Annotated in this window: 23 protein-coding genes and 1 pseudogene; 17 read left to right on the top strand and 7 right to left on the bottom strand. The window is 58.7% G+C overall.

Annotated features, from left to right (window positions below; all coding sequences use genetic code 11):
- The first annotated feature begins 7 nt into the window (after positions 1–7).
- The 4 genes from VOY09_RS16625 (at position 8) to VOY09_RS16610 (ending at position 3,524) form a co-directional block, all read left to right on the top strand.
- Positions 8–1,390 (top strand): MmgE/PrpD family protein, encoded by a 1,383-nt coding sequence (locus VOY09_RS16625; protein WP_322895507.1) that lies wholly within the window; start codon positions 8–10, stop codon positions 1,388–1,390.
- On the top strand, positions 1,387–2,460 hold the full coding sequence (locus VOY09_RS16620) for an isocitrate/isopropylmalate dehydrogenase family protein (RefSeq protein WP_322895508.1): 1,074 nt from the start codon (positions 1,387–1,389) through the stop codon (positions 2,458–2,460). Before VOY09_RS16625 ends, VOY09_RS16620 begins: the two co-directional genes overlap by 4 nt.
- An 83-nt stretch (positions 2,461–2,543) precedes the next feature.
- Positions 2,544–3,236: an FCD domain-containing protein gene (locus tag VOY09_RS16615; RefSeq protein WP_322895509.1), complete on the top strand. Its 693-nt coding sequence runs from the start codon at positions 2,544–2,546 to the stop codon at positions 3,234–3,236.
- A gap of 99 nt (positions 3,237–3,335) precedes the next feature.
- The gene (locus VOY09_RS16610; RefSeq protein WP_322895510.1) at positions 3,336–3,524 is read left to right on the top strand and encodes a hypothetical protein; all 189 of its coding nucleotides are present in this window, start codon (positions 3,336–3,338) and stop codon (positions 3,522–3,524) included.
- Between the two features lie 45 nt (positions 3,525–3,569).
- On the opposite strand, the gene VOY09_RS16605 is transcribed toward VOY09_RS16610, so the two are convergent.
- The gene (locus tag VOY09_RS16605; protein ID WP_322895511.1) at positions 3,570–4,643 is read right to left on the bottom strand and encodes a tartrate dehydrogenase; all 1,074 of its coding nucleotides are present in this window, start codon (positions 4,641–4,643) and stop codon (positions 3,570–3,572) included.
- Between the two features lie 59 nt (positions 4,644–4,702).
- A complete protein-coding gene (locus tag VOY09_RS16600) occupies positions 4,703–5,659 on the bottom strand; it encodes a D-2-hydroxyacid dehydrogenase family protein (protein WP_322895512.1) in 957 nt (318 codons plus the stop codon).
- 190 nt (positions 5,660–5,849) lie between these two features.
- Here VOY09_RS16600 and VOY09_RS16595 point away from each other — a divergent pair, with 190 nt between their 5' ends.
- From VOY09_RS16595 to VOY09_RS16585, 3 genes and pseudogenes are all read left to right on the top strand, one after another.
- Entirely contained in the window at positions 5,850–6,776 is a 927-nt protein-coding gene (locus VOY09_RS16595) for an alpha/beta hydrolase (RefSeq protein ID WP_322895513.1), read from the top strand.
- On the top strand, positions 6,773–8,344 hold the full coding sequence (locus VOY09_RS16590; RefSeq protein WP_322895514.1) for a rhodanese-like domain-containing protein: 1,572 nt from the start codon (positions 6,773–6,775) through the stop codon (positions 8,342–8,344). Before VOY09_RS16595 ends, VOY09_RS16590 begins: the two co-directional genes overlap by 4 nt.
- A gap of 516 nt (positions 8,345–8,860) precedes the next feature.
- Positions 8,861–9,121, top strand: a pseudogene (locus VOY09_RS16585) (IS630 transposase-related protein); the annotation flags it as partial.
- Here VOY09_RS16585 and VOY09_RS18290 read toward each other — a convergent pair.
- A complete protein-coding gene (locus VOY09_RS18290) occupies positions 9,111–9,755 on the bottom strand; it encodes an epoxide hydrolase N-terminal domain-containing protein (RefSeq protein WP_416376273.1) in 645 nt (214 codons plus the stop codon). The pseudogene VOY09_RS16585 and the gene VOY09_RS18290 overlap by 11 nt on opposite strands.
- Before the next feature lie 23 nt (positions 9,756–9,778).
- Positions 9,779–10,672, bottom strand: coding sequence for an NmrA family NAD(P)-binding protein (locus VOY09_RS16575; protein WP_322895517.1), 894 nt, complete (start codon positions 10,670–10,672; stop codon positions 9,779–9,781).
- A gap of 104 nt (positions 10,673–10,776) precedes the next feature.
- Between VOY09_RS16575 and VOY09_RS16570 the strand changes: the two genes are divergently transcribed.
- The gene (locus tag VOY09_RS16570) at positions 10,777–11,442 is read left to right on the top strand and encodes a TetR/AcrR family transcriptional regulator (protein ID WP_322895518.1); all 666 of its coding nucleotides are present in this window, start codon (positions 10,777–10,779) and stop codon (positions 11,440–11,442) included.
- A gap of 155 nt (positions 11,443–11,597) precedes the next feature.
- Positions 11,598–12,488, top strand: a complete 891-nt coding sequence (locus tag VOY09_RS16565; RefSeq protein ID WP_322895519.1) for an alpha/beta hydrolase — start codon at positions 11,598–11,600, stop codon at positions 12,486–12,488.
- Between the two features lie 280 nt (positions 12,489–12,768).
- Here VOY09_RS16565 and VOY09_RS16560 read toward each other — a convergent pair whose 3' ends face one another.
- The 3 genes from VOY09_RS16560 to VOY09_RS16550 form a co-directional block, all read right to left on the bottom strand.
- Entirely contained in the window at positions 12,769–12,990 is a 222-nt protein-coding gene (locus tag VOY09_RS16560; protein ID WP_322895520.1) for a type II toxin-antitoxin system RelE/ParE family toxin, read from the bottom strand.
- Entirely contained in the window at positions 12,987–13,235 is a 249-nt protein-coding gene (locus VOY09_RS16555) for a type II toxin-antitoxin system ParD family antitoxin (RefSeq protein WP_322895521.1), read from the bottom strand. Before VOY09_RS16555 ends, VOY09_RS16560 begins: the two co-directional genes overlap by 4 nt.
- Positions 13,236–13,345: 110 nt before the next feature.
- Positions 13,346–14,275, bottom strand: a complete 930-nt coding sequence (locus VOY09_RS16550) for a LysR family transcriptional regulator (protein WP_322895522.1) — start codon at positions 14,273–14,275, stop codon at positions 13,346–13,348.
- Between the two features lie 146 nt (positions 14,276–14,421).
- On the opposite strand from VOY09_RS16550, the gene VOY09_RS16545 reads away from it, so the two are divergent.
- The 8 genes from VOY09_RS16545 to VOY09_RS16510 all read left to right on the top strand — a co-directional run bounded on the left by VOY09_RS16545 (position 14,422) and on the right by VOY09_RS16510 (position 23,735).
- Positions 14,422–15,189 (top strand): HAD-IIA family hydrolase, encoded by a 768-nt coding sequence (locus VOY09_RS16545; protein ID WP_322895523.1) that lies wholly within the window; start codon positions 14,422–14,424, stop codon positions 15,187–15,189.
- Positions 15,186–16,109 carry an ABC transporter permease gene (locus VOY09_RS16540; RefSeq protein WP_322895524.1) on the top strand — a complete coding sequence of 308 codons (924 nt, stop codon included), beginning with the start codon at positions 15,186–15,188 and terminating at the stop codon, positions 16,107–16,109. Before VOY09_RS16545 ends, VOY09_RS16540 begins: the two co-directional genes overlap by 4 nt.
- A 3-nt stretch (positions 16,110–16,112) precedes the next feature.
- Entirely contained in the window at positions 16,113–16,997 is an 885-nt protein-coding gene (locus VOY09_RS16535) for an ABC transporter permease (protein ID WP_322895525.1), read from the top strand.
- Positions 16,998–17,029: 32 nt separating this feature from the next.
- Positions 17,030–18,583, top strand: a complete 1,554-nt coding sequence (locus tag VOY09_RS16530; RefSeq protein ID WP_322895526.1) for an ABC transporter substrate-binding protein — start codon at positions 17,030–17,032, stop codon at positions 18,581–18,583.
- A gap of 55 nt (positions 18,584–18,638) precedes the next feature.
- Positions 18,639–19,511 (top strand): metallophosphoesterase family protein, encoded by an 873-nt coding sequence (locus tag VOY09_RS16525; RefSeq protein WP_322895527.1) that lies wholly within the window; start codon positions 18,639–18,641, stop codon positions 19,509–19,511.
- On the top strand, positions 19,511–21,352 hold the full coding sequence (locus VOY09_RS16520; RefSeq protein WP_416236770.1) for a dipeptide ABC transporter ATP-binding protein: 1,842 nt from the start codon (positions 19,511–19,513) through the stop codon (positions 21,350–21,352). Before VOY09_RS16525 ends, VOY09_RS16520 begins: the two co-directional genes overlap by 1 nt.
- A gap of 315 nt (positions 21,353–21,667) precedes the next feature.
- On the top strand, positions 21,668–22,645 hold the full coding sequence (locus tag VOY09_RS16515; protein ID WP_322895529.1) for a sugar phosphate isomerase/epimerase family protein: 978 nt from the start codon (positions 21,668–21,670) through the stop codon (positions 22,643–22,645).
- A gap of 43 nt (positions 22,646–22,688) precedes the next feature.
- Positions 22,689–23,735 (top strand): substrate-binding domain-containing protein, encoded by a 1,047-nt coding sequence (locus VOY09_RS16510; protein ID WP_322895530.1) that lies wholly within the window; start codon positions 22,689–22,691, stop codon positions 23,733–23,735.
- The last annotated feature ends 93 nt before the right edge of the window (positions 23,736–23,828 follow it).

Here is a 23,828-nt window from a genome sequence, read left to right as displayed (position 1 = left end):
AAATACCATGAGTGGACATCAAGAAACCCCCGCAGGAACACCCGAAGTTACCCGCCTGTTGGCCGAATGGGTTGTGAACCTGAAGCGTGAGGACATTCCGGCAGAGGTCCGGCGTGAAGGCTTGCGCACCTTCGTTAACTGGGTCGGTTGTGCTGTCGGCGGTGCCCGGCACGAAACTGTGGACGCCGCCTTGCGCGCCGTCACACCGTTCAGCGGCAAAGCCGATGCCACCGTTCTGGGTCGCCCTGAGCGATTGGATGCCGCCCATGCAGCGCTGCTCAATGGCATTACATCGCATGTGCTGGACTACGACGATACCCACCTCAAGACGATCATCCACCCCGCTGGGCCTGTCGCCTCTGCTTTGCTCGCGCTCTCAGAAATCCGGCCCCTGTCGGGTGAGGATTTTCTGACGGCCCTTATCGTCGGTGTTGAGGTCGAATGCCGGATTGGCAATTCCGTCTACCCGCACCATTACGACCGGGGCTGGCACATCACTGGCACCGCTGGCGTTTTTGGCGCGGCTGCCGCTGTCGGCAAGGTCATCGGGCTGGACCAGCAGAAAATGCAATGGGCCTTTGGCCTTGCCGCGACACAATCATCGGGATTGCGCGAAATGTTCGGCACCATGACGAAAAGTTTTCACCCCGGCCGCGCCGCACAGAACGGCATGATGTCGGCCCTACTGGCCGAGGCGGGTTTTGACAGCTCTGAACGCGCGATTGAGGCACCGCGCGGCTTTGCCACCGTGATGTCCGACAAGCAGGATTGGGATGAGATTCTGGGCGATCTGGGCACCCGGTGGGAATCCGCACTAAATAGCTACAAACCCTTTGCCTGCGGGATCGTGATCCATCCGGCCATCGACGGCTGCCAGCAGATCAGATCAGAAATCGGTGATCGAGTGAACGATATCGCATCGGTTCACCTTACGACGCATCCGCTGGTGCTGGAACTGACGGGCAAACGTACACCCCGCACCGGGCTGGAAGGCAAGTTCAGCGTGTTTCACGCCGCTGCTGCCGCTTTGTTGCACGGCGATGGCGCGCCGACCGCTTTCACCGATGAACTGGTCAACGATGCCACCGTCGTCAATCTGCGCGACCGGATCGATGCGACGGCAGATGCGACCTGCCACGAAGCATCAGTCACGATCCGCGTCACCTTCAAGGACGGCAGCACGATGGACAAACATATCGAACGGACCATCGGCAGCAGCGAGGTGCCGCTGACCGATGCGCAGATTGATCAAAAGTTCAAAGTGCAATCCGCCTTGGTGATCGGGGAAGCCGCGACCGAAAAGCTGCTTCAACTGGCGTGGCGCAGTCCAGAACTGGACGATATCGCCGATGTCGCCCGTTGCGCCAGCGAACAGGCGGTGACAGCATGAGCACCGACCGCGCCTTGCAGATCGGCGTGCTCGAAGGAGATGACATCGGGCACGAGATTGTCCCCGCCTCCGTCAGGATTGCCCGCGCCGCAGCGGAACGTGCCGGACAGCAGATCGACTGGACCGACCTGCCCATCGGGAGGCGGGCTTTCGATACGCATGGCCATACCATGCCACCCGGAACGCTGGAAACTCTGTCAGAGCTCGACGGTTGGATCCTGGGACCAATCGGCCACCGCGATTACCCCAAAGCGCCAGAGGCTGTGAACCCACATCCAATCCTGCGCAAACATTTCGACCTGTTCGCCAATGTGCGGCCCACAAGGTCATTCCCCGACATCGGCTGCCTGCATGACAATGTAGACTTGGTGATCGTGCGTGAAAACAACGAGGGCTTCCAGCCGGATCGCAACGTCGTCATGGGTGCGGGCGAATTTCGTCCCAGCCATGACATGACAATCTCGGTGCGCGTCATCTCACTCGAAGGCTCGCGCAAGGTGGCGCGGGCGGCGTTTCAGATCGCGCAGACGCGGAAAAAGCGGCTGACACTGGTACACAAGAACACCGTGTTCAAGCTGGGCTGCGGCATGTTCGTCGATGGCTGCTACGAAGTGGCCAAGGAATTTCCTGACGTGATTGTCGACGAAGTCATGGTCGATACTATGGGGATGCGACTGGTCCGCGACCCGCACAACTTTGACGTGATCGTGACGACCAACATGTTTGGTGATATCCTGACCGATGTCGCTGCGGGGCTGGTCGGCGGCCTGGGAATGGCCCCAGGATTATGTATTGGTCGCGGTTCTATCGCGATGGCCCAGGCAACCCATGGCTCCGCCCCCGATATAGCGGGCAAAGGCATCGCCAACCCTTATGCCATGATGGAATCTACGCGTATGTTGTTTGATTGGCTGGGCCATGCTCACGGACTTGTTGGCGCTGTGCGGATGTCAGATATTTTGCTGAAAGCGATGCAAACAGCCTTGTCGCAAAGCGACACACGCACCCCCGATATTAACGGCACCGGCAGCCCCGCTACGATGGAGCGGGCCATACTGAACGCCATTTAGACTGGACCGGGACAAAAAAACGGGGCATGGAGCACAAAACTAGAATGTTTTATGGTATTATGTCAGCCAACGACGGAGTCCAGATGAGCTCAGCAGCACAAAGCGTCATCGGCGCCGAAGAAATCGACGATCGGTCGGTGTCCCGCACAGTGCAGATCGAGCAAGCGCTCGAGCGTATGATCCTTGCCGGTGAACTACGACCGGGGGAGCGGCTGATCGAAATCGAACTGGCGCAACGGTTTGGCACCAGCCGCGGGCCTTTACGCGAAGCCATGCAAACCCTTGCCGCGCGCGGCATGGTGGAATCCGTCCGCAATCGTGGGATGATTGTCAGGTCGATCTCTACGCGCGAAGCGATGGAGGTCTACGATGTCCGTGCGGCCTTGTTCGGGCTGGCCGGCAGGTTGTTGACCGACAGGCTGAATGACCACATGCTTGAAACCATGTATAATTCCGTAACCGAAATGGAAAAATTTGCGAAAGAGCAATCTTTCGATGAGTATTATCGGCAGAATTTGGCATTCCATGATTTTCTGATTTCCTCATCAGGGAACAAGATCCTTGCCAATGAATACCGCAGTTTTGTCAAAAAACTGCACCTCTGCCGCGCACGGACGCTGGTGCAGGCTGGTGGGCTTTCTGTGTCGAACCGGGAACATGCTGAAATGGTGGATGCCGTAGCCAGCGGTGACAAGCTGCGTGCGCAAGAAGCATTCATTCGTCATGTTGAACGGGCAAAGATACGGTTCATGTCGACAGTCGACGATGAGGATTAAGCCAGCCATGCGAAGATTGCATATCAGGCTTTCCAGATGCTGCGTTGCGGCAAAATTTGAAAGGTGTATGAACTGACATTGTAAACAATAGGCGATGTTATGGAATACCTTATCAACAGACTGACTTTTACCGCTACTCCGGCTGCCAATCGGCTGCGATCATTCGTCACCGCTATCATGGCGACTTTGGATCGTCTTGAAGCCGCGATCGGCGTGGCCCATGCCCACAAGTCAGGTACAACTCCGCGTCCGGCCGATATGCAAACGCTTGGGTTGCGCGACCAGTAAAGCAACCTGCATCCCATCAGGGTCGTCTGGTGCCTTGTCAGTTTATCACATATTGGCGCTGCGGATCGCTTCGCAGACAGCATCAGTGACCTGGTGTGTATTGGCTGTGCCACCAACGTCAGGTGTCATCATGCCCTGCGCACAAACTGCTTCCACCGCCCGCATCAAACGTTTGGCCGCTGCATCCTCGCCAAGATGTTCCAACATCTGCGCCGCTGTCCAGAAAGTCGCAACCGGATTGGCGATCCCTTTACCAGTGATGTCAAAGGCCGATCCGTGGATCGGCTCGAACATCGAGGGATAGCGCCGTTCGGGATCAATATTCGCGGTAGGTGCCACACCAAGACTACCCGCTAAAGCCCCTGCCAGATCCGACAAGATATCCGCATGCAGGTTCGTCGCAACAATGGTGTCCAGACTTTTGGGGTCTTTCACCATTCGCACGGTCATCGCATCGACCAGCATCTTGTCCCAGACGACATCAGGAAATTCTGTCGCGACCTCGGCGGCAATCTCATCCCACATGACCATGCCGAACCGTTGCGCGTTTGATTTCGTGACCACGGTCAGAAATTTGCGGGGCCGCGATTGCGCCAGTTTGAATGCATAGCGCATGATGCGTGTGACACCCACCCGTGTGAAGATCGCCACCTCAGTGCCGACTTCTTCGGGCAAACCCCGGTGCGCACGTCCGCCATGACCAGAATATTCGCCTTCGGAATTTTCGCGCACGATCACCCAATCAAGGTCACCCGGCCCGACATCCTTTAATGGAGTCTGAATGCCGGGCAGGATACGTGTCGGTCGTACATTGGCATATTGGTCAAAGCCTTGGCAGATCGGGAGGCGCAACCCCCACAGCGTGATGTGATCCGGCACATCCGGCGCCCCCACCGCACCGAAAAATATCGCATCAAAGTCCTTGAGCTGACTGATCCCGTCCGCAGGCATCATCTCGCCCGTGCGGCGGTAGAAGTCAGATCCCCAATCGTAAGTGGTGACGCCCATCTCAAAGCCGCCATCGCGCGCAGCCAGCACATCCAGCACTTGCAGCCCGGCAGCGATGACTTCGGGGCCGATACCATCCGCAGGGATTGCTGCGATTTTATAGGTTTTCATGTCTTTTGCCTTTGGATTGAAATATGTGCGTGTGGTCGTCTTGTCGTGGATGGATCAGACTAAAGTTGTCGCACAGGGTTTCCATTTTGGAAGGCGTGGATCGCCTCGACCGTTTGTTGGTAAAACAGCCGCCATGTGGCTTCGGTAACGTAACCGATATGCGGCGTCAGCAGCAATTGTCCGGTTTCGATCAGTGCCGTATCGCGCACTGGATCGGAATTCGGCAGCGGCTCAACGTCAAAAACATCCAGCGCCGCCCGCCGTCCCGGTGCCGCGCGCAACGCCTCCAGCAGGGCCTGATTGTCGACGATGGCGGCGCGCGACGTATTCACCAGCATCCCATCCGGTTTCATCGCGGCCAAGGCCGCTTTGTCGACAAGATGCCGGGTTCGTTCTGACAGCACGACATGAATCGAAATCGCATCTGCCCTTGCCATCAGGTCCGCCAGAGAGCTGGCACGCTGGATATCGAGTTCCGCACAGCGTTCCTTTGTCAGGTTCTGTGACCATGCCACAATCTGCATCCCGAATGGTCGCGCACGTTCCACCATTTGCGCGCCAATCGCACCCGCTCCAATCAGCCCCAGCGTCATGCCGTCAAGATCGCGCCCCAAACCCCGCTGCCAGCCGCCCGCGGCAATCGACTGGGCTTGGGGGATCAGATTACGGGCCATCGCAAGAATGAGTGTCATCGCGAGTTCAGAGGCTGTCGTTTTGCGGGTGTCGGTGCCACAAACAACGATACCCTGCGATTTCGCCGCATCGAGATCCAAGGCCAGATTGCGCATCCCGGTGGTCACGATCAGGCGCAGGTTTGGCAGCCGCGCAATGACCGACGCGGGCATTTTGCTGCGCTCGCGCATCAGACAGATGACATCGAACGGTGCCAGCCGCGCGGCAAGCGCATCTTCGTCGTGAAGTGTATCCCGGAAGAAAGTGACCTCACCCGGCAGGCTATCCCAATCCGCCATGGCAAGGGCACTATCGGCCCAATCGTCAAGGATGGCGATGCGCATCGGCGTTACTCCTGTTCTGGCGGGATGTTAGGGCGCGGTTGATGGCTGTGCGAGAAAGATTTTCACGTCACTAAACGTGGCCTGAGCATTGACGATTGTCAACAATATTAACTATACTTGGCGACACAAAGGTGTTTATTATCTAAAAATCTGCGTTTGATCTACATTTTGTCTACAAACAGGAGAAAGCATGACTGATTGCCACAATCCAAATTACGATCTTATGACCGGGTTTCGTTACGAACGGATCAAGACAGACGGTGCGGAGATCAATGTGGCAATCGGTGGCGAAGGTCCACCGCTGTTGCTGCTGCATGGCAACCCACTTACGCATGTCAGCTGGCATAAAATCGCACCAGAGCTTGCCAGAAAATGGACCGTCATCTGCCCCGATCTGCGTGGCTATGGTGACAGCAGCAAGCCGGATGGTGGCGACGACCATTCCGCCTATAGCTTCAGGGCGATGGGCGAAGACAATTTTACCATGATGACCAAGCTTGGCTTTGAGCAGTTTTCGCTTGCCGGTCATGATCGCGGCGCGCGCGTGGGCTTTCGCATGGCGCTTGACCAGCCTGACCGGATCCTACGTCTCGCGGCCCTTGATATCGTGCCGACCTACAATGTGCTGACAAATGTCACGATGGGCTGGGGACTTGAAAGCTACCACTGGTTTTTCATGGCGCAAAAGGCACCGTTCCCGGAAACCCTGCTCTGTGCGGATCTCAATTACTACATCCAGTATAAACTGAATAAAAAAGGCGTCGGCTTGTCGATTTTTGCGCCAGAGGCAATGGCAGAATATGTCCGCTGCACAACGCCAGAGCAGATACACGCCATTTGCGAAGATTATCGCGCAACAGTGTCGATTGATCTTGCCATGGACACCGCTGATTATGGCAAACGGAAGATAGCCTGCCCCGTCCTCGTCATATGGGGATCAAACAGCCATTGCGGGCGGCATTTCGAGCCAGTCAAAGCTTGGGCCGAATGGGCTGACGACTTGCGCGGGTTTTCCGTCCCGACAGGCCATTATCCCGCTGAACAGCGCCCCGACCTCATCGGCGCTGCTTTCGCAGAATTTTTCGCAGGGCAGGAACCGAAGGCACCGTCAGCATGAAGCAGATCACAGCGACGGCTGCCCGGGGCTTGGTGCATGGAGAGGATGAAATCGCCTTTCTTGATGTTCGTGAAGCTGGCGAATTCGGCGAAGCACATCCGCTTTTCGCTGTTCCTCTGCCGTATAGCCGGTTGGAGCTTCGCATCGGCAGTCTGGTGCCACGAAAAAAGACCCCCGTGATCTTGATCGACGGCGGCGATGGCATTGCACAACGCGCTGCCTTGCGGCTTGAAACGCTTGGCTACGATAATGTTAGTATAGTTGACGGCGGAATTCCTGCTTGGGGGTCAGCGGGTTTTCCACTGTATAAAGGTGTCAACGTTCCTTCCAAAACGCTCGGTGAACTTGCTGAGGCGCTTTGGCACCCCAAGATGTTGCAGCCCACAGAGCTTGCCGAATGGCAAAAGCGCGGTGACAACTTTGCATTTTTCGACACCCGACCGGCTGACGAATACAAAAAAATGCGGGTGCCGGGCACACGCTGCGTTCCCAATGGTGAACTTGCCCACCGGCTTGCCGTAGTCAACCATGACGAACCTGTTGTGGTCACCTGCGCTGGACGAACGCGCGGTATCATCGGTGCCATTGGATTGCAGCTCTCCGGGCATGGCGGGCCGATCTTCGCACTGGAGAATGGCACACAAGGATGGACCCTCGCAGGCCTGCCGCTCGAACGCGGAAATGCCGTTGATTCCCTGCCGGAAATTGACGTGGCTGGGACAGCGCTAAGCCGGGAACGCGCCACGCGCCTGCTTGAAAGCTACAGCATTGAACAGATTGATGGGAAAACCGCTGCAGAACTGCTCTCCGATACAGGGCGGACGACCTATCTTTTCGATCTGCGAAGTCAGGCAGAAAGCGACAGAGACCCAGTGCCAGCGGCGACAAATGTTCTGGGCGGCCAGCTTGTCCAAGCGACCGATCAATGGGTCGGGGTCCGGCGGTCATCTATCGTGTTGGCCTGTGATGGCGGTTTGCGATCAGCTCTCGCCGCCTTCTGGCTGAAACAACTCGGATATCATCCGTTTGTTGTGACGGTCGATGCCGCTTTGCGTTCGATCGCTGAAATACAAGCAGCGGAACCAGTTCGAAGACGAACAGGCCTCATGAACGCCCGCTCAGCACTTTCGGCAATGAAAGCTGGTGCGTTGCTGATCGATCTACGCGGCTCAATGGCTTATCGGCGCGAACATATCGAAGGGGCCATCTGGTCAATCCGTCCCCGGCTCGCAACATTGGGGCAGCTGAACGACCGTAGTGTTGTCGTCATTTCCGACACGCGGGATATTGCAGACATCGCCGCGATCGAGATTGCCGCTCTGGGCGCGCGACGCATTGATTGGGTCGAAGATGGACACAAGGCGCTTGCCGCAGCAGGGGCACGCAAAAAACATTTTCATCCCCGGCCAGTTGACCGCGATGCAATCGACCATCTGTTCTTCGTTCATGACCGGCATGACGGCAACCTTGATGCCTGCCGTCGCTACCTTGAATGGGAGACTGGTCTCGTTGCACAGCTTGATGCTGTAGAACGCGCTGAGTTCCAGTTGATGAAATGCGAATGCTGATGCGTAAGTGACGTCTGAAAAACCTCACAAGTTGATTGGGTTAGGGTCGGCCAGTCGTAACGACGAAACGCTTCCCACGCCCTAGTAGCGCGCCTTTCCTGGACTTAGCCACTCGATGAAGAAATGCAGACACGGTGGCAGAGGTTCCTCGCCCGGATAGATGCGGTTTTGCGACAGGCACGGCTGTTGCGGTCATCGAGCGACAATCGCCAAAAGTGGGGTCGAAAGGCAGTCGGCAACCGATGCCAATGGAGATGATGTCGCGCATCTACGTCCTCCCGGACTGGTATTCACTTAGCGACCCAGTGGCGAAGGAGATGCAGTCTGGTTTCACGCAAAAACCGATCCACAAGACGCTGGAGTGGACCAGTGCAGACCACCTTAATCCGGCGTTTCGCAAAAGCTTCACGGCCCCTTCACATCAGAGTCGCACTAAAGCACTTTGCGTTTGATCTGAATCGAACGGGGATTCCCAAGGGGGCTTTTGTCTGATTCACTTCCTTTGGGAGGTGCGTGATGGGCAAGCCATACTCTTTGGATCGTCGGCAGCGGATATGTGCGTATGTGGCTGCAGGGCACTCGGCGCGTGCTGCTGGGCGCGTGTTTGGTGTCAGTGCCGCGACGGCTGTGCGGTTTGCGTCAGAGTATCGCACGCAAGGCACGTTGGTCGCGAAGCGGCAAGGCAGGCCGCCGGGGCGGTTTGGGAAACTGGCCCCGCATCTCGACTTTCTTGTTGAGATCGTGCGTGCCGAACCCGATATCACGCTCAAGGAACTGGCCGCTGCCCTGTCCGAAACCGAAGGTGTGAGCGTGCAATTATCCTCGCTGCACCGCGCTTTGTCGCACGCCGGGTTGTCATATAAAAAAAGGGTTGATCGCGGCCGAACGTGACCGACCCGTGCTGCGTCAGGCGCGGCGGGACTGGATCACCCGCCGTCAGCCGCGGATGCGCCTGGCACCGCACAGGCTTGTCTTTATTGATGAAACTGCTGTCAAAACCAACCTCACCCGCCTTCGGGGGCGTGCGCCGGTGGGTGAGCGGCTCTACGGCACAGCCCCTTTCGGCAAATGGGGCACGCAGACATTCATCGCCGGGCTGACGCAGAATGCACTGATCGCGCCTTGGGTCATCACGGGCGCAATGAACGCGGCGGCGTTTGACACCTATACCCACCCCGTCGATCTTGGTACGGCTTTGGCCCAGCCCGTTCAAAAGTGTTTCACAACGTCGCCAGTCGTAGGCTGTGCGCCAATGATCGACCAGCGCCCGGATCTTGTCCAGCGGCGGCCCCTGACGTCCGTCTTCAACGGGGGAAGTATCCGGCCATCGGATCCGGTCCAGACGTTTGGCAAGGTCGTCGAGATCCGCCTGTGGGATGTCGAGGATGAATGGAGTGATGTTCTGTGTCATGTTCGTTTCTGCTGTTGAAAGGTTCAGACCCGGCCAGTGATCATGCTGCGGATGTCCGCCCAATCAACCTTGCCGTAGCGTGCGTTGTCGTGTTGCTGCAGCTGTCCGCGCCCGCTCATCATGTCGCGCAGATATTGCATGCCTTGCCACGCCGGAAAAACCTCGCCTTGCGATGGCGCGGCCTTCTGAGCGATGCGGATAACCAACCCGAGGCGATCGATGCTACCTGCACGGATCGTGCGATAGCGCTGGCCGGACAGGGCAGTCGCAATCTGTGCCAGTTCATGTGCAGAGACACTGCCACCGGCGATGCGCAGGTCGCGCGGTGCGCCATCGTCGCGCGCGACATCGGCGGTAAAATCAGCCACGTCATCCTTGGTCGTGAAATCCATCTTCTGGTCGGCATCGCCCCAGTGCAACACGCGTTTCACCCGTGGCAAAAGGATCGGTGCATCATGGATCAAGACCGTCGAGAACGCCCCATTCAGCACCGAGGTCGCCCGGATCGGGGTCGCATCCAGCCGCGCACGGAACCTGCGGCGCAGATCCATGTTGCGATTCTCGCCGGGGCGGGTCCGGGTATAGTCGAGCGAGAAGTCCGACGGGATGAAGCGCGGCACGCCTGCCGCGACCGCCGCATCCAGCAGCGCACTTTGCTGGTCGATGATGACCTCCTCCAAACCGTTCAATGCAGAGACGACACAAGCTGCGCCCGCGCAGAGCGCGGTGAGCGACGGCAGATCATAGGCACTTTCTGCCAGTGTAAATCCCAGCGATTCCAGATGCCGCCGCTTGGCCGGCGATGTTCCGGGGCGCAGGATTGCGCGGACCTCTGCGCCTTTGCGCAGCAAGGCCCGGCCGATGCGCTCGCCCAGATCGCCTGTCGCGCCTGCCAAGATGATTGTGTTGCTTTTCATATCCGTTCCTTTGTCGGCCTGATGTTGTCAGCAGACATACACCGTAATTTCTAAAACGAAACGGTATCGTTCAGTTTTATTCTCTGTGGCGATCTGCTATCGCAATGATCATGACAACAGAGCAGACACCCAAGACCACACCACGTCCCGGCCGCCCGCGCCGCGCGGATGAAGGCGATGTGACATTACGCATCCTAAAGGCGGCGACCGACCTGTTCTTGAAAGACGGCGTGGCGGCGACAAGCTGTGAAGCGGTGGTCGCAAAGGCACGTGTCGGCAAAGCCAGCCTTTATGCGCGCTATGCAGGCAAGGATGCGCTGTTCAAAGCTGTCGTTCAGCATGTGGTCGACAGCGGCGCGTTCAACATGGATGCGCCTGTTCCGTCGGGCGGCTCACCCCGTGACCGGCTGGCCATTGCGGGCAAAGCAGTGCTGATGCAGGCGATCTCTCCGGTCCCGCTGGCCCTGATGCGGCTCTTTCTGACCGAGGCGCGGCGTTTTCCTGACCTGATTGCCGATGTAGACGGTATGGCGCGATCACGGGTGACTGACATTGTCGCACGAGCCGTATCAGCGGATCAGACAGAAGCCGGGCCGTCGGACAGGGCGTTAGCGATCGCCGAATGCTTTCTCAATCTGACATTCGCGCCGCTCATGCTAGCGGCTTTGACGGGACACGGTCACGCGATTTCGGGTCCAGCCATTGACAGCCGTATCGCATTTGCCCTCGACACTTTGGACCGAAACGGGCTGCTGCAAAAATTGCGCTGACATCAAGTCAACAGGCATTGTTACCCGCTCCGAGTCCAGCCACCGCCTTTGGTCTTAGACCCAGCAGCTAAGGCTGCCCGCACAAAGAGCCATTGCCGGTGTTGAGCGTCGTGCCCTATGCCTAGAGTATGGCAGGAACCGTGAGGGAGGGTCGAATGAAGACTGTAAGAGCAGGCTGTCTTGAGGTTCACTATCACGAGATCGGACCGAAAGCCGGTGATCCAGTCATCCTGCTTCATGGCTTTCCCTATGACGCTCATGCCTATGACGCCGTGTCCGCCAACGTTGGCGGGCAGGGATTTCGCTGCCTCGTCCCCTATCTGCGTGGCTATGGACCGACCCGCTTCCTCTCATCCGAGACAATGCGTTCCGGCCAACAAGCCGCGCTCGGCGCTGACCTTTTGGCATTCATGGACGCACTATCCATCAAGACCGCCTTCCTTGGTGGCTACGATTGGGGAGGTCGTGCCGCCTGCATCGTTGCCGCGCTCTGGCCGGAACGTGTGCGTGGCCTCTTGAGCTGCGGTCAGGGCTACAACATTCAGGATATCGCAGGTGCGGGAGCACCCGCACCTGCAGCGGAGGAGGCACGCTACTGGTATATGTATTATTTCCACACAGAGCGGGGGCGGGCCGGTTTGATGCAAAACAGGCAGGATATCTGCCGCCATATCTGGTCGCTTTGGTCGCCGAGTTGGCAATTTGACGATGAGACTTGGGCTGCGACTGCCCGCTCTTTCGATAATCCTGACTTCGTGGAGATCGTTCTGCATTCCTACCGACACCGTTTTGGCGGCATTCCTGGCGATCCCGCCTATGATGGCATCGAGGCACGACTTGCCGAGCAACCTGAGATCGTCGTGCCTAGCATCGTTCTTCAAGGGCGGGACGATGGCGTCGACCCACCTATGGAGGAGGATTCCGACCGACCGCATTTCGCCGGGTTCTATGAGCGCCGCATAATCGACGGAACCGGTCACAATCTGCCACAAGAGGCCCCGGACGCTTTTGTTGCCGCGATGTTGGCACTGACCGAAACTCCATAGGGGGAACCGAACGTCAGTGGCCGCTTTTCCGCAGTTCGGGCGTAAACGCCCAGAGAAAACGTTATGGACAGAAACAGTTGATTTGTCCGCACCGCCGTGCTTTTTGATAGATCAATCACTTAGCTCAGACAAAAACCTCAGCCCTTTTGGCAGGTTTTTGGCGGTGCGACTACGTGTGAGCTCTGCCCAGTTCGCCTCGACTTGTCATTCAGACAAGTGCCGGCCAACATCCATACTTTGATGCAAGATGCGGATGACAACGATCAAACCATCATCAGCCTCACGGAAAATAGATCATGTGCAACCCCACCATCGACTTGAAATAGCCGTCACGCACAGACACCGATCTGTGCTGCTGTTGGCCTTGAACTAGAGCGTTACAAGCATCTTTGATGTCGGTGATGTAGCTTGGCGCTTGGCGCAGCCCCCATCTTTCGTCAGTGTAATCCCAGATATTATTGATGTCGGTTTCGGCGGCCGGGGATAGAAGATATCCCTTCAATTTGACTGGGCTTCCTCTGTTTTGCGCGCAACAAAGCCGTCAAAATCAAATGGTCTTGGTGTGCCAGAGCGCTCACCAGCGATCAGCGCATTTTGCAAGGCTTTCACCTTTGCCTCGTGTTCTTCGAGAAGGCGCAGACCTGCCCGGACAACATCACTTGCCGATCCATAACGGCCTTCGCCGACCTGAGCGTCGATGAAGCTGGCGAAATGGTCGCCCAGTGAAACCGAAGTGTTGCGCGGCATGGCGTGTCTCCTTCAAGCAATTACACCAATTATTGGTATCATTGCCAATGCTTATAGCAATGCCAGCTGCTGCGCCGCTTGTAGGTAAATGCTGAAGCAGCGCAGGTCTATCACACGCAGCTGTCGCCTGTGCCGGGGTGGACTGATCTGCTGTAATCAGTGGCCGCATTGAAAAACAGATCCGTCAGAGCGTTGCGCTCTTCGGCAAGACTGAAAACAGCTTCTTCGACCATTGGCCCGATGTCGCTGATTGTCAGACGCGCCACTGCATCGGCCCGATAAGTGCCATGCCGCCACATGAAACCGATGCCGATGCCCATGGCGACCGCTTCGTAAACCGCGTCTCTGGTATCGGCGGTCAGGCGCGGCTCGGGATGACATCTGGCCAGCCGGAACGCGCGATCCACCACCTTTTGCGTCGAAGACCCTTTGGATCGAAAGATCAAAGGACTCGCAGCCAGTGTCTCAAGGCTGACCACGCCGCGTTGCGCGAGCGCGCTGCCCGCACGCGCAATCGCGACAACTTCTTGCGACAGGACGACCAACCTGCGGAACCTTGCATCGGGTGGGATATCAGGCAGCACCCCGACATCAACCTCGCGGCGCAGAACGGCGGCGAGAATCTCTTGATGTGACCCGCTTTCCACGGTGATCGACACGCTGGGATGGCGGGTAATCATCCGCGCTGCGATCGCGATTCCGGGCATGGAATTGCCCAAACCCACCCGCAGCCGATGTTTGCCACTCTCGTCCCGGCGTTCAAGAATGCGGGCGGCATCCTGTTCAGCCTCACGGATCCGGGTGCCGACGTCGGTCAGTTCCAGACAGATCGGCGTCGGCTGCAAGACCCCGCGCACACGTTCAAACAGCTTGATTCCATAGGCGATCTCGAGTTCCCGGACCTGCTGGGATATCGCGGAATGCGACAGATTCAGCAGGCGCGCCGCGCTTGCAAAGGACCCTTGTTCGGCAACAGCATCAAGAGCGCGCAAACGCGATCGGGTCAGTCGTTTTCCGGCTGTTGCAGGTTCATCTTTCATCGTCCGCAAGTTTCACCTTCGTTTGTAACGCGCCGGTTACACGCCCCTCGCATGACTGCGCTCAACGCAAAAATGCACCACAACCCCCGTGACCCGCAGCTCCCCTCTGAGGCTGGTCGGCGTTTGCAGACCGGAAAGGACAGCGCATGAGACAGCCGATACGACTGGAGCAATTTCTGCATGGCCCGGGGCCACGGAAAGCTGCCGTGCTTGCCGATCTGGACGGTTGTCTGGTTGCTGGCGACACCGTGCTGCCGGGTGTGCGTGATCTTTTCGCGCTGTGCGGCGACAGGATCTGGATCGTCTCGAATAACTCCACCGATACCGCGGCACAGCTCGCCGGGCGGCTTGGCTGCCTTGGGCTGGAGATCCGCGCGGATCGTATCCTGCTGGCCGGAGAAGAAACCCTGCGCGACCTTGCAACTGCACAGCCCGGCGCGCGAGTGGCACTTTACGCCACACCCGGCCTACAAAGCCTTGCCACCGCGCTTGGACTGAAACTGGACAAGCAGTGGCCAGAGGTTGTGGTGCTGGCACGTGACACCGGCTTTGACGTGGAAGCCCTGACAGAATTGGTCGGACTGGTGCATCGTGGCGTGCCGCTGATCGTGACCAACCCCGATCACAGCCATCCTGCGCTGGACGGCAGCCCGGTGCCGGAAACCGGCGCGCTTCTGGCTGCGGTGACCAGTATCATCCCTGATCTGAGATACTCCTGCCTGGGCAAGCCCGCCGCCGATCTGGTTCAACGCAGCCTGAGGCGCGCTGATGTTATGCCGTCAGCCGCCGTTTTCATCGGCGACACACCCGAAACCGACGGTGCCGCAGCGGCAGCCGCAGGCGTCGACTTCGTGCTATTGCAACGTCCCGGCAAGTTCACCATCGGACGACTGGACTGCGAGGCCGCAGAATGATCATGCGCGTTCTCAAGACAATACTGCGGATGGGTCTGACCTTTTTCGCGATCGTGACGCTGGTTTTCTTCGCCACACGCCTGTCCGGCAATCCTGTCGATTTTGTGCTCGCAGATGGGCTGACGCAGGAAGACCGTGACATCCTGATCCGGTATTATGAACTCGACCGGCCTTTGCTGACGCAGTATTTCGCCTTTCTGCGCGGGTTTACCGACGGGCAGTTTGGTCTGTCATTCCTCGAACGCCGCCCGGTGGCTGACATCGTTTACGAAAGGCTCTGGCCATCGGCGCAGCTTTTGCTGTCGGCCATGGCGCTGACGCTGGTGCTGGCGATCCCGCTTGGGGTGATCGCAGCATTGGGGCGCAAACATTGGATTGGCAGCGCCGTCATGACCTTTGTTTTCCTAGGCTATGCCGTGCCGAATTTCGTGCTGGCGCTGCTGCTGGTGCTGATCTTTTCCTACTGGTTGAACTGGCTGCCGGTCGTCGGAAATGCCACGGCAGCCCATTTCATAATGCCGACCATCGTGTTGTCCGGCGTGCTGATCGCCGCATTGACCCGTTTCACCCGCAACGCGATGCTGGATGTTCTGGGCCAGGATTATATGCGCACCGCCCGCGCAAAAGGACTGGCCGAAACCACTGTGATCCTGCGTCATGGTCTGCGCAACGCCAGTATCACCATCCTGTCGGTGATCGGACTGCAGATCGCGGGGCTGGCCGCCGCCGGTTCGGTCGTGGTCGAATCCATCTTTGCCTGGCCCGGCATCGGCGAGCTGCTGGTGAATGCGGCGATCCGGCGGGATTACCCGGTGCTGCAGTTTGGTGTCATCACCGTCGCCTTTGCCGTCATCACCATCAATGCCGTGATCGACCTTGCCTATAGCTGGGCCGATCCACGCTTGCGCAAAGGAGCCTGACCCATGACAAGTCTGCCAATGCCCCCCAAGACACAGGCTTTCCTGCCCGCGCTCTGGCGCGACGGGAATATGGTGCAGCGGCTTGCCCTTGTGATCGGGCTTGCCTTGATCGCGATGGCAATTCTGGCGCCGCTGATCGCGCCATTTTCACCAACCTCGCAAAGCCTGTTGGGGCGGCTGAAACCGCCGGCAGGGTTTGAAGGCGCAAGACCCGGCAACCTGCTGGGCACGGATGAGCTGGGCCGCGACGTCGCTTCGCGCGCGCTTTACGGCCTGCGGCTGACGCTATCGCTGGCCTTTCTGGGGGCAAGTCTTGGCCTGCTGATCGGCGGCACGCTGGGCATGCTGGCCGGATTGCGCGGCGGCCGGACAGAGGCCGCGATCATGGGCGCGGTCGATACACAGATCGCCATCCCGTTCACTTTGGTCGCATTGTTCCTGCTGACCATCTTCGGCAATTCTCTGGAAGTGATGGTGATCGTGCTCGGCCTGTCCGGCTGGGAACAATATGCCCGCATCATCCGGGCCGACGTGTCGCGGCTCATGCGCCTGCCCTTCATCGAGGCCGCGCGCTGCGCCGGTGCCGCCCCCATGCGGATCGCCATCCGGCACCTGTTGCCCAATATCGTCTCGCCGCTGGTGGTGCAGTTCACGCTGTCGCTGTCCAGCATCATCTTGCTGGAAAGCACTTTGTCCTTTCTCGGGCTTGGCGTGCAGCCACCCACCGCCACGCTTGGCGCAATGGTCGGTGTGGGTCGCGATTACATGCCGACCGCACCATGGATCGTGCTGGTCCCGGCCTTTCTCATCCTCACGGTTACCTTTGCTGTCCAGATCCTTGGCGACTGGCTGCGGGACCGCGCGGACGTGCGGCTGCGCAGCCGCTGAACCTTTCACCCCACCAAAACGGAGACCTCATCATGAAATACCTTCTGACAACCACATTGCTTGCCTGCGCCCTGACAGGCATGGCCCAGGCACGCGATCTGACAGTCGCTGCGGCCAACGTGTCAGACTATCTTGACCCGGGCCGCGACCATTCCAATGTCGGATCGCAGTTCTACTTCAACAGCTTTGATCCGCTGATCCACAAAGACTATACGGCTGCCTCAGAAGTTTTCGTGCCGGGCCTTGCCACCGCATGGGACCTTGTGGAACCCACCGTGATGGAGCTGACGCTGCGCGACGGCGTGGTCTTTCACGACGGCAGCACGATGACCGCAGATGATGTCGTATTTTCGCTGAACCGCATGTTCCAGGCCGATTTTCCACCCTATCAGGTTCGGATGCGTGACCGTCTGGCCAATTTCGATCATGTCGAAAAGGTCGATGACCTGACCGTCCGTGTGCATGTCAAACGCCCTGAACCATTGTTCGAAACTTTGCTGAACCTGCAGCAGACCTTCATCATCCCGCAGGCCTATGTAATGGGCCTTGCCGGTGATCCCGAAGCTCTGGAACACGATGATTTCGAGGCATTTTCGCTCGCCCCGGTCGGCACTGGCCCTTATGCTGTTGCCGAATTCGTACCGGGTCAGAAAATCACCTGGGAACGACATGACGAATTCTGGGGCGATCAGGCACCTTTGGACCGCGTGAACGTCATCCATGTCCCTGAAACCGCATCACGGATCACAGCGTTGCGCACGGGTGAGGCGGATATCGCCACCAATATCGCACCAGATCAGCTGTCCCAGATCGAGAACGACCCCGACCTGACGGCGGTCGGCGGCCAGACGGCGCTGTTTCATGTCATGATCATGAACATGAACCATCCCCGACTCGCAGACCCGCGGATCCGGCAGGCCCTGTCGATGGCAATTGACCGCGACCTGCTGAACGAGGCTCTTTGGCTCGGCAAAGCGCATGTACCCTCCAGCCATACGATGGAAGAATTCGGCGATCTTTACATGCCGGAACTCGAAACCTTCACCTACAATCCCGACCGCGCCAAAGAGCTTCTTGAAGAAGCGGGCTATGACGGGTTCGAGATCACTTTTGACACGCAGGGGTCCTACTATACGAATGGCTATCTCGCGGCGCAGGCGATTACCGAAATGTGGGGCGAAATCGGCATCAATGCCAGCATTCGTGACATGCCCAGCTGGACCGGCAACAGCCCCGAGATGATGACACGGAACTGGTCGAACCCGATGTATTTCGCGGATCCTTTCGGCAGCTTCGGCGTGATGTGGGCGCCAAACGGCCCGTCGGAATCCGAAGGGCGTTTCAATACCGATGCAGATTACGCCGCATCCTGGGACAAATTCCGCTATTCGCATGATGTCGCGGAACGCCGCGCCGCTTATGCCGACCTGATGGAACGGATCGCAGCCAACCCGCCCGTCCTGCCGCTGTATCGCCCCTACGAAAGCTGGGCCATGCGCAGCGATATCGTTTGGGCACCCAAGCCCGGCCATATCCCCTATGTGCTCGACTTCCGCGCCGGGTCTATCTCCTTCGCCTCTAACTGATCTGTTTCCGGCCCAAGCCCTGCGGGGTCTGGGCCCTCCCTGAAAGGACAAACCAATGAATCTGCGCATTGCGATCATCACAGATATCCACCACGGCAAACCATCAACGGCCAAGCGCGGTGATGCGGCCCTGGGCCTTATGGCTGAATTTGCCCGCTTTGCCGAGGATGCTGGCGCATCCCATGTTCTTGACCTTGGTGACCGGATCTCTGATGAAAACCACGAAACCGACCTGCGACTGGAGGCCGAGGTCGCTGACGCCTTCCGCGCGGTGACAGCACCGATCTGGCATCTGAACGGCAATCATGACCGCGACCACCTCAGCGTCGCTGAAAACGAAAATATCCTTGGCCGATCGCTGGGCCATGAAGTGCATGACATCGCCGGTTGGCGGATCGTCCTGTGGCGCGCCGACAGCAAGATCCGCCGCAGCCCCGACCACAGCGGCTTTGTGCTTGCCGAAGAAGATCTGGTCTGGCTCGCGAAAGTCATGCAGGCGGCGGACCGTCCGGTGCTGATGGCCAGCCATGTGCCGGTGTCGGGGCATTCCCAGATCGGCAATTACTATTTCCAGAACAACCCCGGCAGCGCCACCTATCCCATGGCGGACCGCGCACGCGCCGCGCTGTCGTTGGCACGCGTCCCGGTCGTCTGCCTTGCCGGGCATGTGCATTGGAACACGCTCACGACGGTGGATGGCATCACTCACCTGACCCAGCAATCACTGACCGAAAGTTTCACGACCGGCGGTGAACCTGCAGGCGCGATGGGCGTGATCGAGCTTGGCGATACTGTCCGTTGGCAAGTGAGCGGTGACGACCCGTTCACCGCCAGCTTCAAGCCGACAGCACAGCGCTGGACGCCGCCGCTGCCGAATTTTCGCGAGCACCCCCAATTGCGCGCGCGTCATGCAGCCGTGACGGAGTAATGCAAATGCCCCCCGTTCTCGATGTCGAAAATCTCGCCTTGCGCTTTGGGTCGCATGTGGCCGTCAAAGGGCTGTCCTTTACTGTCAACCAGGGGGAAACCGTCGCGCTGGTGGGGGAATCCGGGTCAGGAAAATCTGCCACCGCGTTGGCGATATTGCGCCTGATCGAGCGTGAAGGCGGGCAGTTGGACGGTGGGCGTATTCTGCTGGACGGCACGCCGCCACTGGATCTCGCTGCGCTGAGCGACGTGCAGATGCGGCAGGTCCGGGGGAAGCGGGTTTCGATGATCTTTCAGGAACCGATGACGGCCCTGAACCCAGTCATGACCCTTGGCGATCAGGTAACCGAAGTCCTGTCACTGCATCAGGGAATTAGTAGGCAGGCGGCGCAGCGGGCCGCGAAGGAGGCGCTGGATCAGGTCCGAATCCCGGAACCGGGACGCCGGATGACCCAGTACCCGCACGAGCTTTCGGGCGGGCTGCGCCAGCGCGTGATGATCGCCATGGCGCTGGCCTGCCGTCCTGATCTGCTGATCGCGGATGAACCGACAACCGCACTTGATGTCACAACACAGGCCGAAATTCTGGATTTGATCCGCAACCTTCAAACCGAAATCGGTATGGCTATGCTGTTCATCACCCATGATATGGGCGTGGTGGCGGAAATCGCGGACCGGGTGGTGGTGCTCCAGCAGGGCGAAATGGTCGAAACCGGTAATGCCGGGGACATCTTTGCGCGTCCGCGGGCCGATTATACCCGCAAGCTGATGGCCGCCACGCCAAGGCTGGGGTCCGGGTCCCCCAAACCGCCCCCGAAATCAGATGCCATTCTGGATGTGGGCAATCTTTCGGTCAGGTTTCCGGTCCGGCGCGGCCTGTTGCCGGGAAATCACCTTGATTACTGCGCCGTGAACAATGTGTCGCTGACAATTGGACGCGGCGAAACGCTCGGGCTGGTCGGGGAATCCGGCTGCGGTAAATCCACTCTGGCGCGCGCTGTGCTCAGGCTGGTGGACCCTGCGGCAGGTACGATCCGCCTTGACGGGCAGGATATCACTGGCCTGTCATCGAAACAAATGCAACCGCTTCGGTCCAAGGCGCAGATGGTGTTTCAGGACCCTTTCGCCAGCCTCAACCCAAGACTACCGGTCTGGGACCTGATCACCGAACCAGCCCAGATCGCGGGCCACCTTGGCCGCAAGGCAGCGAAAGCCATGGCTATCGATCTGCTGGCAAAGGTCGGTCTGGAACCGCAGGCGGCTGACCGCTATCCACATCAGTTTTCCGGCGGACAGCGGCAACGGCTTTGCATCGCGCGGGCCTTATCGGTGAAACCCGCCCTGATCGTGGCGGATGAGGCAGTCTCTGCTCTTGACGTATCAGTTGCGCGGCAAGTCACCGACCTGATGGCACAATTGCAGGCAGAGGACGGGATTTCCTTTTTGTTCATTTCGCATGATATCGCGGTGGTGGAACGTGTCAGCCACCGCGTTGCGGTTATGTATGCAGGTCAGATCGTCGAAACAGGGCGCACCAACCATGTGCTGTCCAACCCGATGCACAGCTACACAAGGCGGCTGCTGTCGGCTGTTCCAAAGCCCGATCCTGCTATGCGCGGCCGACGCTTGCAATTGCCCCGGATGGCAAAAATGCCCGATCTGCTCTTCGTGCCGGGTGCGATGCCCAGCCGATCCGCCTTGACCATGGTCGCACCCGACCATTGGGTCGCGGAAGAAAAAACCTTGCCTGTCTGGCCCGGGGCACATCATCATGGAACCGCGGGGAAAGGCTCGACGTCAAAATTGCAGACAAAGGCCCAGCCCACCGCGCACGTGGACTAACAAGCGGCTGAATAAGCCCTTGTTCGACAGCGAGTTGAGGGCATGATTCACCCTCCGCACCACAACGGCGGGGGTTGATGACACGCGCGAGTCACTTTTCACCGATGGTGATCTTGAAGCACGCCTCCCTGCGGGGAGTATTGCGCCGCGCAGGGGTTTCCGCACAGGTATCGACACCCGTGAAGAGCCAGCTTTTCCCTACCCTCCACCCACATCCGGTGCCGGATGTTTGGAGGCTTCATTCAGGTACTTTCAATCTCATGTCTTGACAGCTTCACAAATTATATATTTGTTGTGAAGTATGGAGGATCATACATGACCAGATTCGCAACACGCTTGAATTCTTTTGCCGCGCAAGCCGAGAAGGCATGGCCTGACCACAAAGGAAAGCCCACGCTTGAAATGATGGCTCGCCGCGCTGCCAGCGTGACGGGGCTGACGCATGTGGACCTGAACTTTCCTGACCATGTGAGCGGTGCGCCCAAAGATGTGCTTGCGCAGATCAACGACCTCGGCTTGCAGGTGAACGGCCTTGCCATGCGCTACTACACCAATCCAGCCTTCAAACTGGGTGCCTTTACCAATCCCGACCGTGCTGTCCGGCAGGAAGCCATCGACCTGACCAAGCGCGGCATCGATGCAGCATTGGAAATGGGCGCGCCGCTGATGACGCTCTGGCTGGGGCAGGATGGTTTTGACTACAGCTTTCAGGGTGATTACGGGCGGATGTGGGATGACGAAGTATCCGGCATCCGTGAAGTCGCCGAACATGCCCCGGATTGTATGATTTCCATTGAATATAAGGCGAACGAACCTCGATCCTATGCATTGCTGCCCGATGCGGCGACCACGCTTTTGGCGATTGCGGAAACCGGTTGCGCCAATACCGGGGTGACGCTGGATTTCGCGCATGTGCTTTATGCCGATGAAATGCCCGCCTTTGCCGCCACGCTGATCGCGCGGAAATCGCGCCTGCTGGGCGTGCATCTGAACGATGGCTACGCCAAACGCGACGATGGTCTGATGGTCGGCAGCGTGCATCCGCAAGCGACGCTGGAACTGCTATGGCAGATCACCCGCGACGGTTATGACGGGGTGATCTATTTCGATACATTCCCCGATGCATCCGGCATTGATCCGGTCGAGGAATGCCGCACCAATATCGAAGCTGTTGAACGCTTCATGGTGATGGCTGGCCGCATTGCCGGGGACAACAGCCTGCAGGATGCGATTGCCACACAGAATTCGCCACTCAGCCAACGTGCGGTCGCACGGATTATGAGCGGCGCATAAACTTTACAAGCTATCTACACATCGTAAAGGGAGGAAACCTAAGATGAAGACGATCAAGACCTTTTTGATGGCCAGCGCCATGACTGCGCTTGCCGGAATCGCAGCGGCGCAGGATCTGGCACCGCTGAACTCTGACGAAGAACCTGACCGCATGGATTGGTCGGAACTGACCGAACGCTTTGGCGACATGCCCGCCATTGCCGAAGGCACAAGCGTCGGCGGCGTGTCCAAGACATTGACCAACGAATACTGGCGTTCCCTTGGTCAGGGCTATCAGAATGTAGCGGATGCGCTGGGTGTCGGCTTTGCCTATCAGGCCGCCCCGTCCGAGGGTGACCAGCTGGGCCAGCTGTCGATTGCGGAAAACATGATCCTGCAAGGTTATCAGGGCCTGCTGGTGTCGCCGCAGACCGACAATAACCTGCAACCTGCCATGGAATCCGCGGCGCGCGACGGCATCACCGTTGTCAATGTCAACGATGCCGTGATCCCGTCAGCGACTCATTACGTCGGCAATGTGCAGCGTGATAATGGTGTTCGCGTCGCGCAATGGTTCATCGACAATGCGCCCGAAGGTGGAAAGGTCGCCGTGATCGAAGGCCAGCCCGGCGTTTTCGCCGCAGGTCAGCGCACCGATGGCTTCACCGCGACGATCACTGCTGCCGAAGGCTTTGACGTGGTGGCCAGCGTCCCCGCGAACTGGAGCCGGGAGACCGCCTATGATTCCGCATCGAACATTCTGCAACAGCATCCCGACCTGATCGGGTTCTACGCCAATAACGATGGTATGGCCCTGGGCGTGGTCGAGGCGGTCAAGGCCGCAGGTCTGCAGGATCAGGTAGCGGTTTTCGGCACGGACGGGATTTCCGATGCCTATAATTCGATCCGTGCGGGCGATCTGACCGGCACTGTCGACAGCTTTCCGGTCCTGACCGGCGAAGTCGCGATGGAAGTCGTGCTGCGCCTGATCGCAGGTCAGGACCTGCCGCGTGTGGTTGCAACGCCGCAGGCGCTGATCACGGCAGACAATGTGGCGGAATATTCGGTCGAGGATACCGGCACCCTGCGTGAAATGCTGCTGGCCGAATAATCCGGCCACCCGGTGGCGCGTGATATGTCGCGCGCCACCCTTTGAACCGCTATCCTGACGGCCCTGCGGCACCGCCGCCCGTTTGCTGCCAGG

The organism is Yoonia sp. 67-2, from assembly GCF_035117555.1.
Taxonomy (GTDB): Bacteria; Pseudomonadota; Alphaproteobacteria; order Rhodobacterales; family Rhodobacteraceae; genus Yoonia.
The sequence above is the reverse complement of the archived record's forward strand: the minus strand, read 5'-3'. Positions and strand labels throughout refer to the sequence as shown.

Bases quoted from the DNA above. Each gene is read 5' to 3' on its own strand.
- VOY09_RS16515 (WP_322895529.1), top strand. From the start codon at position 21,668: ATGACCAGATTCGCAACACGCTTGAATTCTTTTGCCGCGCAAGCCGAG.
- VOY09_RS16625 (WP_322895507.1), top strand. From the start codon at position 8: ATGAGTGGACATCAAGAAACCCCCGCAGGAACACCCGAAGTTACCCGC.
- VOY09_RS16555 (WP_322895521.1), bottom strand. From the start codon at position 13,235: ATGCCGCGCAACACTTCGGTTTCACTGGGCGACCATTTCGCCAGCTTC.
- VOY09_RS16510 (WP_322895530.1), top strand. From the start codon at position 22,689: ATGAAGACGATCAAGACCTTTTTGATGGCCAGCGCCATGACTGCGCTT.
- VOY09_RS16535 (WP_322895525.1), top strand. From the start codon at position 16,113: ATGACAAGTCTGCCAATGCCCCCCAAGACACAGGCTTTCCTGCCCGCG.
- VOY09_RS16620 (WP_322895508.1), top strand. From the start codon at position 1,387: ATGAGCACCGACCGCGCCTTGCAGATCGGCGTGCTCGAAGGAGATGAC.
- VOY09_RS16600 (WP_322895512.1), bottom strand. From the start codon at position 5,659: ATGCGCATCGCCATCCTTGACGATTGGGCCGATAGTGCCCTTGCCATG.
- VOY09_RS16590 (WP_322895514.1), top strand. From the start codon at position 6,773: ATGAAGCAGATCACAGCGACGGCTGCCCGGGGCTTGGTGCATGGAGAG.
- VOY09_RS16615 (WP_322895509.1), top strand. From the start codon at position 2,544: ATGAGCTCAGCAGCACAAAGCGTCATCGGCGCCGAAGAAATCGACGAT.
- VOY09_RS16565 (WP_322895519.1), top strand. From the start codon at position 11,598: ATGAAGACTGTAAGAGCAGGCTGTCTTGAGGTTCACTATCACGAGATC.
- VOY09_RS16575 (WP_322895517.1), bottom strand. From the start codon at position 10,672: ATGAAAAGCAACACAATCATCTTGGCAGGCGCGACAGGCGATCTGGGC.
- VOY09_RS18290 (WP_416376273.1), bottom strand. From the start codon at position 9,755: ATGACACAGAACATCACTCCATTCATCCTCGACATCCCACAGGCGGAT.
- VOY09_RS16530 (WP_322895526.1), top strand. From the start codon at position 17,030: ATGAAATACCTTCTGACAACCACATTGCTTGCCTGCGCCCTGACAGGC.
- VOY09_RS16595 (WP_322895513.1), top strand. From the start codon at position 5,850: ATGACTGATTGCCACAATCCAAATTACGATCTTATGACCGGGTTTCGT.
- VOY09_RS16570 (WP_322895518.1), top strand. From the start codon at position 10,777: ATGATCATGACAACAGAGCAGACACCCAAGACCACACCACGTCCCGGC.
- VOY09_RS16605 (WP_322895511.1), bottom strand. From the start codon at position 4,643: ATGAAAACCTATAAAATCGCAGCAATCCCTGCGGATGGTATCGGCCCC.
- VOY09_RS16520 (WP_416236770.1), top strand. From the start codon at position 19,511: ATGCAAATGCCCCCCGTTCTCGATGTCGAAAATCTCGCCTTGCGCTTT.
- VOY09_RS16610 (WP_322895510.1), top strand. From the start codon at position 3,336: ATGGAATACCTTATCAACAGACTGACTTTTACCGCTACTCCGGCTGCC.
- VOY09_RS16525 (WP_322895527.1), top strand. From the start codon at position 18,639: ATGAATCTGCGCATTGCGATCATCACAGATATCCACCACGGCAAACCA.
- VOY09_RS16550 (WP_322895522.1), bottom strand. From the start codon at position 14,275: ATGAAAGATGAACCTGCAACAGCCGGAAAACGACTGACCCGATCGCGT.
- VOY09_RS16545 (WP_322895523.1), top strand. From the start codon at position 14,422: ATGAGACAGCCGATACGACTGGAGCAATTTCTGCATGGCCCGGGGCCA.
- VOY09_RS16540 (WP_322895524.1), top strand. From the start codon at position 15,186: ATGATCATGCGCGTTCTCAAGACAATACTGCGGATGGGTCTGACCTTT.